A 16,280-nucleotide genomic window follows, 5' to 3' on the forward strand; every position below is an offset into this window, starting at 1 on the left:
TTCGGCCCTCCACCCTGCGTCCGAAATTTCGGTCGCTGATCGATATGACGAACACAGCGTAGACACGGAGCAGTTGGCGGCGCAATGGCCTTCGTGCTGTCCGGCCCATTGACACGTTCCCGCCACCGTGAATACCGTCACGCCAACATTTCGAACGTGTGACGAAATACCGAACAAGTCAAGGGACAACTGCCTTGCGCATTACGGGAATCAGCACGCATGTGGTCGGAACGCCCTGGCGGAACCTCACCTATGTCCAGGTCCACACCGACGAGGGCCTGACCGGTGTCGGCGAGACGCGCATGCTCGGCCGCACCGACGCGCTCATCGGTTACCTCCGCGAGGCGGAGGCCAACCACATCAAGGGATCCGACCCGTTCGCCATCGAGGACCTCGTGCGCCGGATGAAGTACGGGGACTACGGCCGGGCCGGCGAGATCGTGATGTCGGGCATCGCCGTCATCGAGACGGCCTGCTGGGACATCAAGGGCAAGGCGCTGGGCGTACCCGTCTGGCAGCTGCTCGGCGGCAAGGTCACCGACCGGGTCAAGGCGTACGCGAACGGCTGGTACACCACCGAGCGCACTCCGGAGGCGTACCACAAGGCGGCGCGGTCGGTCATGGAGCGCGGCTACCGCGCCCTGAAGATCGACCCGTTCGGGACGGGCCACTACGAGCTGGACCACGAACAGAGCCTGTACGCCGTCTCGTTGATCGAGGCCGTGCGCGATGCGATCGGCCCGGACGCCGAACTGATGCTGGAGATGCACGGCAGGTTCTCGCCCGCCACCGCGATCCGGCTCGCGCGTGAGCTCGCGCCGTTCCGGCCCGCGTGGCTGGAGGAGCCCGTGCCGCCGGAGAACCTGAAGGCCCTGGCGAAGGTCGCGGCCAAGGTGGACATGCCGGTGGCGACCGGCGAACGCATCCACGACCGCATCGAGTTCCGCGAGCTGTTCGAGAGCCAGGCCGCCGACATCCTCCAGCCCGACGTCGGCCACATCGGCGGCATCTGGGAGACCCGCAAGCTCGCGGCCACCGCCGAGACGCACTACATGCTGGTGGCCCCGCACAACGTGGGCGGCCCCGTGCTGACCGCCGCCTCGCTCCAGGTCGGTTTCACCGCGCCGAACTTCAAGATCCTGGAGCACTTCAACGACTTCGCGGACGCGGACATCAAGAAGGTGGTGAAGGGCGCGCCGCGGGTCGATCCGGAGACGGGCTGCTTCCACCTGTCGCACGAGCCGGGCCTCGGCGTCGAGCTCGACACCGACGCGGCGGCCGAATTCCCGCAGCAGCAAGCCCGGTTCGACCTGTGGGCCGAGGGCTGGGAGAAGCGGGCGCCCGGCGGGACCGGCGCGTGAGCGCCCGCGTCCGGGAGGAGCGGCGGTGACCGCGACATCGCGCGCGGTCGTGATCGACCGCCCCGGCAGCCACCGCCTCGTCACCGCCGCCCGTCCGGAGCCGGGCCCCGGCGAGGTGCTCGTCGAGGTCGCCGCCGCCGGGATCTGCCTGAGCGACCGCGAGGTGTACGAAGGACATCGCGACGCCGCCTACGTCCGCTACCCGGTGACCCCGGGCCACGAGTGGTCCGGCACCGTGGTGGCGGTCGGCAGCGGCGCCGACCCCGCGCTGCTCGGACGCCGGACGGTCGCCGAGGGCTTCCGGGCGTGCGGCGTGTGCGAGCGTTGCCGGTGCGGCGAGACGAGCCTGTGCACCGGCGGCTACGCCGAGACCGGGTTCACCGAGCCCGGCGCCTTCGCCGACCATCTCACCGTGCCCGTACGGCTGTTGCACCTGCTGTCCGACGACGCCGACCTGCGCGCCGCCGCCCTCCTCGAACCGTCCGCCGTGATCGCGGCGGCCGTGCGGACCGGGCGGCCCCGGCCCGGCGAGCGCGTGGCGGTGGTGGGGGCGGGCACGCTCGGGCTCCTCGCGGTACAGCTGCTCGCCGCGTCGAACCCCGCCGAGCTCACCGTCGTCGACCCCCGCGCGGCCCGGGGCGAGCAGGCGCAGGAGTTCGGGGCGACCCGGGCCCTGGCCCCCGCAGAGGCGGAGTCGGCGTACGGCTCCTTCGATCTCGTCGTGGAGACGGCGGGCGCGCCCACCACCGCCGCCTCGTCCTGTCTGCTCGCCCGCAGGGGCGGACGGGTCGTCCTCACCGGGATGTTCACGGCGGGGGCGGTGGGGATCGACCCCGTGCACCTGTCCCTGAGCCAACTTGAGGTGCGGTCCGTCTTCGGGGCGCCGTCCTCCGCCTGGTCGGACGCGGTACGGGCGTTCGGTCTCGGGCTCATCGATCCGGCTCCCCTGATCACGCACGAGTTTCCCCTGGAGCGGTACGGGGAGGCGGTCGCGCTGGTCGGGGGCGGTGATCCCGGGACCGGGAAGGTCCTGCTGGTGCCGTGAGCTCTCTGCCTGCGGGCACCCGGCCGCACCGAAGCACACTCCACGAACCGAACTTCGTTCGAAATATCGGACGAGCAATCCGACTCCAAGGACACCCGTGACCGACCCCTCCGCCCTCCCTCCCCGGCCGCCCGGCGAACCCGCGCTCACCGCCCTCGGTCTCGCCGCCCCCGCCCCCGACCCCGCCGACGCCTCCCCGCACGCCTTCCCCGACGGCGGCACCTGGCGCGTCGAGATCCCCTCCGTCGAGGGGCCCGAGGCGCTCGGCGTCGTGCTCAAGGAAGCCTCGCGGCTCGACGTGCCCATCCACCGCATCAGCCAGGGCAGCGGCGTCTGGATGCTGTCCGACGCCGAGATCACCGAGATGGTCGGGGGCGCCGCCGAGCGCGACATCGAGCTCTGCCTGTTCACCGGGCCGCGCGGCACCTGGGACACCGGCGCCTCCACCCGTACCGACTCCGGCGGCGCCGGGCTGCGCGCGCGGGGCCACGACGCGCTCGCGGGCTGCGTCGAGGACGCCGTGCGCGCCACCGAACTGGGCGTCACCTGCCTGCTCGTGGCCGACGAGGGCGTCCTGTGGACACTGCACCGGCTGCGCACCGCCGGAATCCTGCCCGCGGGCACCACCCTCAAGCTGTCCGCCCTGACCGGCCCGGTCAACCCCGCCTCGTACGCCGTGTACGAGCGGCTCGGCGCCGACTCCCTCAACGTGCCGTCCGACCTGACCCCCGCCCACCTCACCGAGATCCGCCGGGTCAGCCGGGCCCCCATGGACATGTACGTCGAGGCGCCCGACGACCTCGGCGGGTACGTCCGGATGTACGAGGTCGCCGAGCTCATCCGGCGCGGCGCCCCCCTGTACGTGAAGTTCGGCCTCGCCAGGGCCACCGGCATCTACCCCTACGGCGCCCATCTGCGCGAGCACACCCTGGCGACGGCCCGCGAGCGGGTCAGGCGCGGCCGGCTCGCCCTCGACCTGCTCGCCCGGCACGGCGCGGACGGCGGGATGTCGCCGATCGGTTCACGGCACCCCGGCGAGCTGAGCCGCTTCCCCGTCCCGGAAGGGGACTGACCATGCGCACCCGACCCCGCACCCTCGGCGTGGCCCTGACGGCCGCGCTGCTCACCGTCTCGCTCGCCTCCTGCGGCCAGGAGGCCAAGGGCGGCAGCCGCTACGAGCCGGACACCGGCAAGGGCGGCACCATCGGCCTCGCCATGCCCACCAAGTCCTCCGAACGCTGGATAGCCGACGGCAAGAACATGGCCGAGCAGTTCCGCAAGGCCGGTTACAAGACCGATCTCCAGTACGGCGACGACAAGGTGGAGAACCAGGTCGCCCAGTTGGAGAACATGATCACCAAGGGCCACCGGCTGCTCGTGGTCGCCTCGATCGACGGCTCGGCGCTCACCGACGTGCTCCGCCAGGCGCACGACGCGGGCATCCCCGTGATCTCGTACGACCGTCTCATCCTCGGCACGAAGAACGTCGACTACTACGCGTCCTTCGACAACGAACGCGTCGGTGAGCTGCAGGGCCGCTACATCGTCGACAAGCTGAAGCTCGGCGAGCCCGACCCGGACTCCGACGACGAGCACACCATCGAGCTGTTCGCGGGCTCCCCCGACGACAACAACACCAAGTACTTCTGGAGCGGCGCCATGAAGGTGCTCCAGCCGTACCTGAAGAGCGGGCAGCTCGTCGTCCGCAGCAAGCAGACGAGGATGAACCAGGCCACGACGTTGCGCTGGGACGGCGGCACCGCGCAGAAGCGCATGGACGACCTGATCAGCAAGAGCTACGGCGATCAGCGCGTCGACGCGGTCCTCTCGCCGTACGACGGGATCTCGATCGGCGTCATCTCCGCGCTCAAGAGCGCCGGTTACGGCAGCAGGAGCCAGCCGCTGCCGGTCATCACCGGGCAGGACGCGGAGCTCGCCTCGGTGAAGTCGATCATCCGGGGCGAGCAGACGCAGACCGTCTTCAAGGACACCCGCAAGCTGGCCGCGCAGACCGTGCGGATGGGCGACGCGGTACTGACCGGCAAGAAGGTGACGGTCAACAACACCAAGGACTACGACAACGGCGAGAAGACCGTCCCGTCCTACCTCCTCAAGCCGGTCAGCGTCGACAGGAAGAACACGCGTCTGCTCGTCGACGAGGGGTACTTCACGGCGGGACAGCTCAAGTGACCGGGCGCGCGGGAGAGGCCCGGCCGCTGCTCGAGATGCGCGGGATCACCAAGACGTTCCCGGGCGTCAAGGCGCTCTCGGACGTGAACCTGACGGTGCGCCCCGGCGAGATCCACGCGATCTGCGGCGAGAACGGCGCGGGCAAGTCGACGCTCATGAAGGTCCTCAGCGGCGTGCACCAGCACGGGAGTTACGAGGGCGAGATCCTCTTCGAGGGCGAGCGGGTGGCCTTCAAGGACATCCGCGCCGGTGAGCGCCAGGGCATCGTCATCATCCATCAGGAGCTGGCGCTCGTCCCGTACTTGTCGATCGCGGAGAACATCTTCCTCGGCAACGAGCAGTCCACGCGCGGCTTCATCGACTGGAACGACACCTTGCGCCGGGCGAGCGCCCTGCTGAAGCGGGTCGGCCTGCACGAGAAGCCGCAGACGCCGGTCTCCGACATCGGTGTGGGCAAACAGCAGCTGGTGGAGATCGCCAAGGCCCTGTCGAAGAAGGTGAAGCTGCTCATTCTCGACGAGCCGACGGCCGCGCTCAACGACGAGGACAGCGGCAAGCTCCTCGACCTGATCGTGGAGCTGCGCGACCAGGGCATCGCGAGCATCATCATCTCCCACAAGCTGGGCGAGATCCGGCAGATCACCGACGCGGTCACGATCCTGCGCGACGGCCGCACCATAGAGACTCTGACGGTCCGCCAGAAAGGCTCGGTAACACCGGAGTTGTCGGAGGACCGCATCATCCGCGGCATGGTCGGACGCGACCTCGACCACCGCTTCCCCGACCGCACGCCGTACGAGGGCGTGGACGCGGGCGAGCCCGCCCTTTCGGTCGAGGGCTGGACGGTGCGGCACCCGGTCGACCACCAGCGCACGGTCGTCGACGACGTGTCGCTGACCGTGCGGCGCGGCGAGATCGTCGGCATCGCGGGCCTGATGGGCGCGGGCCGCACCGAGCTCGCGATGTCCGTCTTCGGCCGGTCGTACGGGCAGTACGTCGCCGGTTCCGTGGCGGTGAACGGCCGGGCCGTGGTCACGAAGACGGTTCCCGCAGCGGTCGACGCGGGCATCGCGTACGTCACCGAGGACCGCAAGCGCTACGGCCTCAACCTCATCGACAACATCAACCGGAATGTCTCGCTGGCCTCGCTGCCCGGGATGAGGCGCCGCGGCGTCGTCGACGAGCACCACGAGCGCCGGGTCTCCGAGCGCTACCGGAAGTCGATGAACATCAAGACGCCCACGGTCTTCGAGCAGGTGGGCCGCCTCTCCGGCGGCAACCAGCAGAAGGTCGTCCTGAGCAAGTGGATCCACGCCGACCCCGAGGTCCTGATCCTCGACGAGCCGACGCGCGGCATCGACGTGGGCGCCAAGTACGAGATCTACACCGTCATCGACAAGCTCGCGGCACAGGGCAAGGCGGTCCTGTTCATCTCCTCCGAGCTGCCGGAGCTGCTCGGGATGTGCGACCGGATCTACACGATGGCCGAGGGCCGCCTGACCGGCGAGGTCACGCGCGCGGAGGCCACCCAGGAAGTCCTGATGCGCCACATGACCCAGACCAGAAGCAGCAGGAGCTGAGGCCCGCCATGACCACCACGACCACTCCCCCGCGGGACCCGTCCGCCCCCTCGGCGCCCGCCGCGCCGTCGGCCCGCGCGCTGCTGATCCAGAGCGTGCGCTCCAACATGCGCCAGTACGGCATGCTCGTCGCCCTGGCCTTCATCGTCGTGCTGTTCCAGATCTGGACCGACGGCACACTGCTGCTGCCGAACAACGTCTCCAACCTGATCCAGCAGAACGGCTACATCCTCATCCTGGCCATCGGCATGATGATCGTCATCATCGCGGGCCACATCGACCTGTCCGTCGGCTCACTGGTGGCCTTCGTCGGCGCCATGTCGGCGGTGATGATGGTCAAGCACGACATGCCGTGGGTGCTCGCACTCGTCCTCTCCCTCCTGATCGGGGCGGTCGCGGGCGCGTGGCAGGGCTTCTTCATCGCCTACGTCGGCATTCCGTCGTTCATCGTGACGCTGGCCGGCATGCTGCTCTTCCGGGGCCTCACCCAGATCGTCCTGGAGGGTCAGTCGCTCGCCCCCTTCCCCGAGGGTTTCCAGAACATCGCCAAGGGCTTCATCCCGGAGATGGGCCCGTACACGCAGTACCACAACCCCACGCTCGTCCTCGGTCTCGCCACCGTCGCCTTCCTGCTGATCCGCGAGTGGCGCGACCGCAAGCGGCAGACGGCGTACGACCTGGAGGTGCTGCCGAGCGGCCTGTGGGCGGCGAAGTGCGTGGCGATGACGGCCGCGGTGGTCGCCTTCACGCTGACGCTGGCGAGCTTCCACGGCGTGCCCGTCGTCATGCTCATCATGTGCGGACTGCTGATCGGCCTCGGCTACGTGATGCGCAACGCCGTCGTCGGCCGGCACGTGTACGCCCTCGGGGGCAACAAGGCTGCCGCGATGCTCTCCGGCGTCAAGGACAAGCGGGTCACCTTCCTGGTCTTCGTCAACATGGGCGTGCTCGCGGCGCTCGCGGGCTGCGTGTACGCGGCCCGCCTCAACGCGGGCACCCCGCAGGCGGGCCTGAACTTCGAACTGGAGGCGATCGCGGCCTCGTTCATCGGCGGCGCGTCGATGAGCGGCGGCGTCGGCACGGTGATGGGCGCGGTGATCGGCGGCCTGGTCCTCGGCGTCCTCAACAACGGCATGTCCCTGGTCGGGATCGGCACGGACTACCAGCAGGTCATCAAGGGGCTCGTGCTGCTCGCGGCGGTCGGCTTCGACGTGTGGAACAAGCGCAAGGTCGGCCGCTGACCCCGCACCACCTCCCTCCCCCCTTCCCCTCTCCGATGGAGTTGTCCATGGAAACGAGCAGACGCACCGTCCTCACGGCGACGGCCGCCGCCACCATCGCCGCGGCCACCGCGGGCACCGCGCACGCGACGGCGGGGCGGCGGCCCACGAAGGAGCTCTTCGGCCGGCTCGCCGACGGCACGAAGGTGCACCGCTGGTCGCTGGCGAACGGCGGCACGCGGATGAAGGTCCTCTCCTACGGCGGCATCGTGCAGAGCCTCGAACTGCCCGACCGCCGCGGCCGGTACGCGAACGTCTCCCTCGGCTACGACACGATCGAGGAGTACGCGGCGGGCACCACGTTCTTCGGCGCCCTCATCGGCCGCTACGGCAACCGCATCGCGCACGGCCGCTTCACCCTGGACGGCACCGTCCACCAGCTCTCCGTCAACGACGGGGAGAACAGCCTGCACGGCGGGGCGAAGGGCTTCAACACCCGGGTGTGGGACGTGGAGCCCTTCGCGGACGCCACCGGCGTCGGCCTCGTCCTGCGCTACGTGAGCGTCGACGGCGAGATGGGCTATCCGGGCACGCTGCGCGTGACGGTGACGTACACGCTCACCGCACGCGGCGACTGGCGGATCGACTACGAGGCCACGACCGACAGGGCCACGGTCGTGAACCTCACCAACCACACGTACTACAACCTCGCGGGCGAGGGCAGCGGCGACATCTACGGCCACGAACTCGCCCTGGACGCCGCACGGTTCACGCCCACGGACAAGGGGCTGATCCCGACCGGCGAGCTGGCGCGGGTGGCGGGCACGCCCTTCGACTTCCGGCGTGCGAAGGCCGTCGGCGAGGACATCCGCGCCGCGCACCCGCAGCTGGTTACGGCCAAGGGCTACGACCACAACTGGGTCCTGGACAAGGGGATCACGACCCGCCCCGAGCCCTTCGCGTCACTGCGCGACCCGGGTTCGGGTCGCACGATGCGGATCGCGACGACCGAACCCGGGGTGCAGTTCTACTCCGGCAACTTCCTCGACGGCACTCTCACCGGCTCCTCCGGCCGCCTCTACCGGCAGGGGGACGGGCTCTGCCTGGAGACCCAGCACTTCCCCGACGCGCCGAACCAGCCGTCGTTCCCCTCGACGGTGCTACGGCCCGGCGAGCGGTACCGGTCGAGCACGGTCCACAGCTTCTCCGCCCGCTGACGCGAGCACCGGACCGGGACCGTCCGCCACCGGCACACCGAAGTCCGGGGTGCCGTCCGCCCGCCAGCCCAGGCGCTGGACGCGGGTGTGCCGGTTGGGGTCGTTCAGCGGATCGCCGACGATGTCCTTGTACGGGCGGGCGTGGTAGACGAGGACGTCGGTCCTGCCGTCCTCCGCGACCGTGAACGAGTTGTGCCCCGGCCCGTACTGCTTGGTCGTGTCGTTGCTGGTGAAGACGGGCCGGGGGGACTTCGTCCAGGAGGCGGGGTCCAGGAGGTCGCCGTCCGCGGCGGCGGTCAGCAGCCCCAGGCAGTAGTGCGCGTCGGTGGCGCTCGCGGAGTACGTCATGAAGACCCGGCCGTGGCGCTGGAGGAACGAGGGCCCCTCATTCACCTTGAACCCGACGCACTCCCAGTCGTACTCCGGCGTGGTGAGCCGGATCTGAGGGCCCGTCAGGGTCCAGGGGTCGGCCATCCTGGACAGGAAGACGGCGCTGTTGTGGTCCTCGCCGGGGTCCTTCTGCGCCCAGGCGAGATAGCGCGTGCCGCGGTGGGTGAAGGTGGTCGCGTCGAGCGAGAAGGTGTCCCAGGCCGTGCTGATCCGCCCCTTCTCCACCCAGCGCCCCTTGAAGGGGTCGCTGTGCGCGTTCTCCAGGACCCACATGCGGATCTTCCACACGTCGTGCGAGGGGGCCGCGGCGAAGTAGAGGTACCACTTGCCGTCGATGTGGTGGATCTCCGGCGCCCAGATGTGCGCGGCCATCTCGCCGTCGGTGTGCCGTCGCCAGACCACGGACTCCTCGGCGGTGGCGAGGGAGCGCAAGGTGCGGGAGCGGCGCAGGACGATGCGGTCGTACTCGGGGGCGGTGGCCGTGAAGTAGTAACGGCCGTCGGTGTGGCGGTGGATGTGCGGGTCGGCGCGGTGGCGGACGAGCGGGTTGACGGCCGGGGCCCGCCCGGCGGTCTCCCGCGCGGTGGCGCGGGCGAGACCCGGCGGGAGGACCAGCGCGCCGGCGGCCGCGGCGCCGACGGCGAGCGTGCCCTTCAGCAGGGCTCTGCGACGGGGCGGTTCACTGTTCGTGCTCATGGGGTTCATGGACGGTCACTGCCTTTCCGGCGCCCCGTGCGGGCGCCGTCGGGTGTACGGGGTCGTGAGGTCAACGGCGCGCGGCCGCGCCGCCCTTGATGCGCAGGAACGTCACCGAGTGGGCGGGGAACGTGTACGTGAAGCGGTCGTCCACCCCGTCGAACGTCGACGTTCTCGGAGCGACGGGACGCGCGCTCTTGGTGTTCTCGGCGGCGGGGTCCGCGGCCAGCGTGGTCACGCGGGCCTTCGCGGCGACGCCCGCGCCGTCACCGAGGCCGATCGTCGTCCGGGCCTGCGCCGCCTGGGCGTTGACGACCTTGACGATGAGTTCACCCGTCGCCTTGTCGCGGGTGACGACCTGACGGAACGGCTCGGCGGGCTTGTCGTCGGTGAAGGAGCCCCACTTCTTCCCGTCGAGGTAGAGCGTCACCTGGCGGCCGCGCACCTCGACGCGCAGGTCGTACGCGCGTCCCGTCTCGACGGTGGTGCCGTCCTGGACCATCGTCTGCTTCGCGCCGTCGGTGGTCTTCTCCACGGCCGAGCGCGTGTTGTTCCAACCGCCGAGGTTCCACCAGTAGTGGTTGCCGGTGTCCTTGACGCCGAAGGCCACCATGAAGCCCTCCTTGCCGGCCTTCTTGGTGGCCTTCACGCGCAGGTCGTAGTTCTGCCAGCTCCGGTCGCCCGCCGTGACCAGGGTGTCCTCGGCGCCCTCGTCGGACTGCACGTACGCCCCGTCCCGCACGGCCCAACTCCCCCTGCCCGCGGCCTTCGTCCACCGGGAGTCCCCGGCCGAGAAGTCGTCGGCCAGGAGGTCCCTGCCGTCGGCGCCGGTGACCCGCACGTCGTCGTAGGCGGCGCTGGTGGCCCAGGTGGAGAGGCCGACGGCGCCGGTGATCGGGCCGGAGACGGCGGGGGTGGCGGAGGCGGTGGACGGCACGACCTCGTCACCGACGTTGCGCATGAAGAGCTTCTGCGTCTCGTAGTCGGCCGAGCCCCAGGACTGGTCGTTGTCGAACCAGATCATGTTGGGCTTCCACTGCACGTAGTCCTCGTTGGCGAGCAGCGGCGCGTACGAGGCGAGCTTCACGATGTCGGCGTTGCGCTCCAGGCCGGTCATGTACGCGGCCTCGGAGAGCGCGTTGCCGAAGGTGTTGCCCTGTGAGGCGTACTCGCCGAGGAAGACCTTCGGGCCGTTGCGGTCGTAGGAGTCGTAGCGGTCGTTGTTCTCCAGGAACCACTGGGGGCTGTTGTAGTAGTGCTCGTCGACCATGGCGACATCGGCGTCCCGGTTGAGCTGCCACGCCTTGTCGAACGTCGCCCCGCTGTCGTCGGGGCCGGAGTTGGAGACGACCGTGATCTCCGGGTGCGCGGCCTCGATGGCGGCGCGGAACCGCTCGAAGCGGGCGAAGAATTCCTCGGGGAGGTTCTCCTCGTTGCCGACTTCGAGGTGGGTGAGGTGGAACGGCGCGGGGTGGCCCATGGCGGCGCGCTTGCTTCCCCACCCGGACGTCGCGGGGCCGTTGGCGAACTCGATGAGGTCGAGGGTGTCCTGGATGTGCCGCTTCAGCAGCGCGGGATCGTCGGTGGCCTTGTTCTGGCCGCAGCCGGTGACCAGGGCGGGCACGACGGGCAGCGGCATGGCGCCGGTGTCCTCGGCGAACTGGAAGTACTCGTAGTAGCCGAGGCCGTAACTCTGGTTGTAGCCCCAGAAGTTGGCGTTGGTGGCGCGCTGCTCGACCGGGCCGATGGTGTCCTTCCACTGGTAGGAGCGCTTGCGCTGCCAGCCGGACTTCTCGTCGTACGCCTCGTGGCTTCCGGTGTTGACCAGGCAGCCGCCGGGGAAGCGCAGGAAGCCGGGCTTCAGGTCGGCGATCTTCCGGGCGAGGTCCGCGCGCAGGCCGTTCTCGCGGCCCTTGTAGGTGTCGCGGGGGAAGAGGGAGATCATGTCGAGGGCTACCGGGGCGCCGGCCGCGACGGCGAGGCGGCCGGTGGTGGAGGTGCGGGTGGCGGTGAAGGACGCCGCGTACTTGGCCCAGCCGCCGCGCGCGGTGACGCGGCGGCCCGTGGCCAGCTCGCCGTCGGCGTCGCGGAGGGCGAGCGTGAGCGGCGCCCGCGCGGCCCCGTCGGTACGGGCCCAGACCGAGACGTCGTACCGCTTGCCCTTGGCGACGGCGATGCCGGTGTTGTAGCCGGAGTTGGTGACGGACGCGCCGCCCGCCAGGGAGAGGTAGGTGCGGTTGCGGGCGTTCAGGCGGCCGTCGTCGGCCAGGACGCGCACGGCGCCCGAGGTCTGCCACGACGTCAGCGGTGTGGCGGACGCGTTGTCGTCGGCGCTGTACTCGAAGGACCGGTTCTGCACGAGCTCCGCGTAGAGGCCGCCGTCGGCCGCGCGGTTGATGTCCTCGTAGAAGACGCCGTACATCGAGTCGTCGATCTTCGCGCCGGTGCGGGCGGTGTCGACGTCGATCGTGTAGTCGACGGGGGCGGCTGCGGCGGCCGGGCCCGCCGTTGCCCCGGGCCCCCCGGGACCCGCGCCGGGGCTCGCGGCGAGCGTGCCCGCGAGGAGGGACCCGAGGGCTCCGAGAGTGAGCCCGAGTCTGCGGCGTCTGCGCACCATGTCCACCATCCGTCTCCGTCACGCCCTGTCGTGTTCGATATTTCGGACACTGATCAGGATTACGAACGGCAATGTAGGCAGCGTGAGGTACGGCGTCAACGCATCGCACAGAAAACGGAGTTGGGTTCGTCCCGCCGAACAAGAACCCGGCGAAGAAGGGACTCTCAGGGGCTGACCGGCGCGGCCCCCATGCTCCGGCCCAGGAAGTCGATCACGGTCCTGGCCAGCGCCACGCGACAGTCGGACAGGGAGTGATCCGTCGCGAAGACATGGTGTTCGAGACGCGGGCCCGCATGCGTCCGGTACGCGGCCACCACGGGGTCGTGGTGGATCCGCACCGGCGCCACCTGGTCCCGGCCCGCGCCCAGCAGCAACACGGGCCGCCCGGTGAGCCTCGGCGCCAGCCGGGCCAGCTCCCACCCGGCCCCGCCGGCCTCCGCCTCCGCCACGAGCGCCTCACCGCTGGTCCCGCGCAACGGCAGCAACTCCCTGGCGAACGCGCCCACGAACGCGGCCCGCGCCGCGGCGTCCCGTCGGCACCTGGCCCCCACCGCGCCCAGATCGAACCCCGCGACGGACGCCACGGCGCGCACCCGTGGATCCGCGGCGGCGGTCACCAGCGCCGCGAAACCGCCCATGCTGTGCCCCACGACCGCGAGCCGGTCCGGATCGAGCCGGTACTCGGCCACGGCGCCGGGCTCCCGCAGCGCGGCCACGACGCGCGCGCTGTCCTCCAGGACGTGGCGCCAGGAGTAGACCCCGCCCACGCCCCAGGAGCCCCGGTAGTGGAAGACCACCGCGGCATAGCCCGCACGGCGCAGCGCCTGCGCCAGGTCGAAGTTGCGCTCGTTGCCCGGGAATCCGTGCAGCAGCACCGCTGTCGGGTGCGGGCCGGGGCCCGGCGGCAGGTGGAGCAGCCCCAGCAAGGTCTCACCCGCGCTGGGGATGTGCAGCGGGGGCGTGGCGGCGGGCTCGCCCGGGCCGAGGGCCGGATCCGCCGCCACGGGATCGAACACGGCCTCCCCTGTGCCGGGTTCGGTCTCTCCTGTGCCGGGTTCGGTCTCCCCTGTGCCGGGCTTGGACTCTCCTGCGTCGGGCATGGACGCCCCTCCGTCTCAACTACTGCACGTAGTACGGGAATTGCGTAACGTCATATGCCCCTGGCCCGATGAACTCAATGACCGTGCCGAAAGACGGTACGAAGACCGTGCGCCGACTCCGGGAGGAGCGGGGGACCTATGACGACCGAAGCGATGGCAGGCCTCGCGGCCGCCGGTGGAGCGGCCCTGGTCGGGGCGATGGCCACGGACGCCTGGGAGACGGCGAGAGCCCGCTTCCTCCCGCTGTTCGCGCGTGATCCCGGCCCGGCCGACGCCGAGGTCCGGCTGACGGCTCAGGCGGCCGTGGTGGAGCGCGCCGCGGAGCGGGACCGGGCGGCCGCCCGGGAGGCCCTGCTCCCCTACTGGCAGGTGCAGCTGGCGGGTCTGCTTCGGGAACACCCGGACGTGGCGCAGGCGTTGCGACAGGCGATCGACGGCGTGCGGGCCGAACTCCCCGACGCGCGGGGGCCACAGGCGGCGCCGCCCTTCGACGTGCACGCCGGAAGAGACGCCTACACCTCCGGGCACGACATGACGGTCACGCATCACCACGGAGACCGCTCCTCACCATGAGCGCCCCGCACTCGGAACAGCCGAGCATCTGGATCGGATCCGACCGCGACACCTACGCCGCCGCCAACAACCTGCACGTGCACCACCGCGGGGAGAACTTCGGCTCCGCCGGCCAGGTGTCCATCGCGCCCCGGCAGCTCGCCTACCCGGTGCGGGGCAGGCAGGGCGTGGTCGAGGCCCTGCTCACCGCGCCCTGCGGAACCGTGCACGTGGTGTGCGGCACCGGAGGGTCCGGCAAGACGACGGTGGCCCTGGCCGTCGCGGCGGAAGCGACGGCCAGGGGCGCCGAGGTGTGGCTGCTGTCCGCCGTGGACGCCGCCATGTTCGACGCGCACCTGCGGGCACTCGCCGTACGCCTGGGCGTCGGGGTCGAGCGGCTCAGGCTCGCCTGGTCGGGCTCCTCGGGCGACGCCCCCGACCTGGTGTGGGAGGCCCTCGCACGGCGGGTGCGGCCCTGGCTGCTGATCGTCGACAACGCCGACGACCTGACGATCCTGGCGGGCCCCGGCGGCCACGTGGAGGACGGCAACGGCTGGATCCGCCGTCCGCCGCCGCCCGGCCGACTGCTGATCACCAGCCGCAACCAGAACCACGAGGCGTGGGGTTCCGGTGCGACCCTGCACCCGCTCGACGTCCTCTCCCGGGGGGCCGCGACGGAGCTGCTCCTGGACCGGGCCCCCAGGGCGGGCCCAGGCGTCCAGGCCGCCGCGCTCTCCGACCGGCTCGGCCATCTGCCGCTCCTGCTCCACCACGCCGGTCTCTATCTCTCCCGCGCGGACCGCAACCCCTCGTGGCCGGACGGGCCCCGGTGCCCCGGCACCTTCGGGGCCTACCACCTCGCGCTCGACGACCGCCTCCACGAACTCCTGGACAGCCCCACCGCGCGGCCCTCGCACCTGCACTGCCCGCGGGCCACCGCGACCTGGGAAGTCACCCTCGACCTCCTGGCCGGGCAGCGGCTCGGCCACACCCGGCCGCTGCTCCGGCTGCTCGCACACTTCGGCGACGCCCCCATCCCGTACACGGAGGTGCTGCCCTGCGCGGCCCTGCGCGGTTCACCGCTGTTCCGGCTCCCGGCCGGGGCCGACCTCCAGCAGGCCGTCAACGCGCTCGCCGACTACGCCCTGGTCACCACCCGGGCCCCCGACGGCGACGCCGGCCGCGGCGGCCACTACACCGTGACCCTGCACCCGCTCGTCGCCGAGGTCACCCGGCAGCTCGACGACGTCCGCCGCGACCGCGGCGCGTACCTCGACCTGGTCGCCCGAGGGCTGCGCGACGGCGCGGCCAGGCACGACCCCCGCAACCCCTCCCACTGGCCCTTCTGGGACCTCGTCACCGCGCATCTGCACCGCCTGCTCGACCGGGCGGGGGACGCCGAGCAGTCCGGTCCGGACCCGGAGACCGTCATGGTCGTGGTCCTCGCCTGCATCGAGTACGCCAGGGACGCCGGTCTGTACGACCTGGCCGAGGTCACCGCCGAGCGGGCCGCCGTCGTCTGCGCCTCGCTGCCCGCCGACGGCCGGACCGCCCTGCGACTGCGCCGCGAACGCGCGCAACTCGCGTGCATCGCCGGTGACTTCACGACCGCCGTGGACGACTACCGCGCGCTGCTCGACATCCAGCGCCGGACACTGCCCGACACCGACCCCCAACTCCTGGAGACGCGGCACTTCCTGGCCCACTCGCTGAACCTGCTCGGGGACCTGGACGGCGCGGAGACGGCGTACCGGGCGGTCCTCGCGGGCCGGTCCCGGGTCCTCGGCGCCGGTCACATCGACACCCTGTGGACCCGGCACAACCTGGCCTGGATCGCCGGTCAACGAGGGGATCTGGCGGCGGCGGAGGCCGAGTACCGCGCCGTGTTCGCCGACCGCACCCGGCTCCTGGGGCACGACCACCCGCACACCCTCTACACCCGCCACGCGCTGGCCTGGATGCTCGCCCGGCGCGGCGACCTCACCGCCGCCGAAACCGAGTACCGGGCCGTGCTCGCCGACCGCACCCGGCTCCTGGGCCGCGACCACCCGCAGACGCTCCACACCCGCCACGCGCTGGCCTGGGTCCTCGCCCGGCGCGGCGACCTCACCGCCGCGGGGACCGAGTACCGGACCGTGCTCGACGGCCAGGTCCGGCTGCTCGGCGAGGCGCACCCGTACGCACAGAGCGCCGCCCGCGCGCTGGACGAACTGCGGCACCGCACCGGGTCCCCGTCGGCCGCCGAAGCCGCCGAAGCCGCCGACGAGGACCCGTACTGGTGGGGGGCCGGAGGGGGCGGCAGCTAGGGCCTG

General features: G+C 71.3%; 12 protein-coding genes. 9 read left to right on the plus strand and 3 right to left on the minus strand.

What is annotated here, in order from left to right:
• The first annotated feature begins 194 nt into the window (after positions 1-194).
• The 7 genes from ACZ69I_RS26170 to ACZ69I_RS26200 all read left to right on the plus strand — a co-directional run bounded on the left by ACZ69I_RS26170 (position 195) and on the right by ACZ69I_RS26200 (position 8,613).
• Complete coding sequence (locus tag ACZ69I_RS26170; RefSeq protein WP_470834989.1) at positions 195-1,361, plus strand: mandelate racemase/muconate lactonizing enzyme family protein; 1,167 nt, start codon at positions 195-197, stop codon at positions 1,359-1,361.
• A 25-nt stretch (positions 1,362-1,386) separates the two neighbouring features.
• Positions 1,387-2,406: a zinc-dependent alcohol dehydrogenase gene (locus tag ACZ69I_RS26175; RefSeq protein ID WP_470834990.1), complete on the plus strand. Its 1,020-nt coding sequence runs from the start codon at positions 1,387-1,389 to the stop codon at positions 2,404-2,406.
• A gap of 97 nt (positions 2,407-2,503) precedes the next feature.
• Positions 2,504-3,478 (plus strand): hypothetical protein, encoded by a 975-nt coding sequence (locus ACZ69I_RS26180; RefSeq protein ID WP_470834991.1) that lies wholly within the window; start codon positions 2,504-2,506, stop codon positions 3,476-3,478.
• 2 nt (positions 3,479-3,480) lie between these two features.
• Positions 3,481-4,596: a multiple monosaccharide ABC transporter substrate-binding protein gene (chvE, locus tag ACZ69I_RS26185; RefSeq protein WP_467673714.1), complete on the plus strand. Its 1,116-nt coding sequence runs from the start codon at positions 3,481-3,483 to the stop codon at positions 4,594-4,596.
• Between the two features lie 35 nt (positions 4,597-4,631).
• Positions 4,632-6,176, plus strand: coding sequence for a multiple monosaccharide ABC transporter ATP-binding protein (mmsA, locus tag ACZ69I_RS26190; protein WP_470835098.1), 1,545 nt, complete (start codon positions 4,632-4,634; stop codon positions 6,174-6,176).
• A gap of 8 nt (positions 6,177-6,184) precedes the next feature.
• Complete coding sequence (gene mmsB, locus ACZ69I_RS26195) at positions 6,185-7,417, plus strand: multiple monosaccharide ABC transporter permease (protein WP_467673718.1); 1,233 nt, start codon at positions 6,185-6,187, stop codon at positions 7,415-7,417.
• 47 nt (positions 7,418-7,464) lie between these two features.
• On the plus strand, positions 7,465-8,613 hold the full coding sequence (locus ACZ69I_RS26200; RefSeq protein WP_470834993.1) for an aldose epimerase family protein: 1,149 nt from the start codon (positions 7,465-7,467) through the stop codon (positions 8,611-8,613).
• On the opposite strand, the gene ACZ69I_RS26205 is transcribed toward ACZ69I_RS26200, so the two are convergent.
• From ACZ69I_RS26205 to ACZ69I_RS26215, 3 genes are all read right to left on the minus strand, one after another.
• Complete coding sequence (locus ACZ69I_RS26205) at positions 8,557-9,699, minus strand: glycoside hydrolase family 43 protein (RefSeq protein ID WP_470834995.1); 1,143 nt, start codon at positions 9,697-9,699, stop codon at positions 8,557-8,559. The genes ACZ69I_RS26200 and ACZ69I_RS26205 overlap by 57 nt on opposite strands.
• Before the next feature lie 70 nt (positions 9,700-9,769).
• Positions 9,770-12,316 carry an alpha-L-arabinofuranosidase C-terminal domain-containing protein gene (locus ACZ69I_RS26210; protein ID WP_470834997.1) on the minus strand — a complete coding sequence of 849 codons (2,547 nt, stop codon included), beginning with the start codon at positions 12,314-12,316 and terminating at the stop codon, positions 9,770-9,772.
• 164 nt (positions 12,317-12,480) lie between these two features.
• On the minus strand, positions 12,481-13,416 hold the full coding sequence (locus ACZ69I_RS26215; protein WP_470834998.1) for an alpha/beta hydrolase: 936 nt from the start codon (positions 13,414-13,416) through the stop codon (positions 12,481-12,483).
• A 138-nt stretch (positions 13,417-13,554) separates the two neighbouring features.
• Between ACZ69I_RS26215 and ACZ69I_RS26220 the strand changes: the two genes are divergently transcribed.
• Positions 13,555-13,989 (plus strand): hypothetical protein, encoded by a 435-nt coding sequence (locus ACZ69I_RS26220; protein ID WP_470835000.1) that lies wholly within the window; start codon positions 13,555-13,557, stop codon positions 13,987-13,989.
• Positions 13,986-16,274 (plus strand): tetratricopeptide repeat protein, encoded by a 2,289-nt coding sequence (locus tag ACZ69I_RS26225; protein WP_470835002.1) that lies wholly within the window; start codon positions 13,986-13,988, stop codon positions 16,272-16,274. The genes ACZ69I_RS26220 and ACZ69I_RS26225 overlap by 4 nt, the downstream gene beginning before the upstream one ends.
• Positions 16,275-16,280: the final 6 nt, after the last annotated feature.

The sequence above is a fragment of the Streptomyces sp. NPDC036815 genome (assembly GCF_055609205.1).

Bases quoted from the DNA above. Each gene is read 5' to 3' on its own strand.
- ACZ69I_RS26225 (WP_470835002.1), top strand. From the start codon at position 13,986: ATGAGCGCCCCGCACTCGGAACAGCCGAGCATCTGGATCGGATCCGAC.
- ACZ69I_RS26210 (WP_470834997.1), bottom strand. From the start codon at position 12,316: ATGGTGCGCAGACGCCGCAGACTCGGGCTCACTCTCGGAGCCCTCGGG.
- mmsA (WP_470835098.1), top strand. From the start codon at position 4,632: ATGCGCGGGATCACCAAGACGTTCCCGGGCGTCAAGGCGCTCTCGGAC.
- ACZ69I_RS26220 (WP_470835000.1), top strand. From the start codon at position 13,555: ATGACGACCGAAGCGATGGCAGGCCTCGCGGCCGCCGGTGGAGCGGCC.
- mmsB (WP_467673718.1), top strand. From the start codon at position 6,185: ATGACCACCACGACCACTCCCCCGCGGGACCCGTCCGCCCCCTCGGCG.
- ACZ69I_RS26200 (WP_470834993.1), top strand. From the start codon at position 7,465: ATGGAAACGAGCAGACGCACCGTCCTCACGGCGACGGCCGCCGCCACC.
- ACZ69I_RS26205 (WP_470834995.1), bottom strand. From the start codon at position 9,699: ATGAGCACGAACAGTGAACCGCCCCGTCGCAGAGCCCTGCTGAAGGGC.
- chvE (WP_467673714.1), top strand. From the start codon at position 3,481: ATGCGCACCCGACCCCGCACCCTCGGCGTGGCCCTGACGGCCGCGCTG.
- ACZ69I_RS26215 (WP_470834998.1), bottom strand. From the start codon at position 13,416: ATGCCCGACGCAGGAGAGTCCAAGCCCGGCACAGGGGAGACCGAACCC.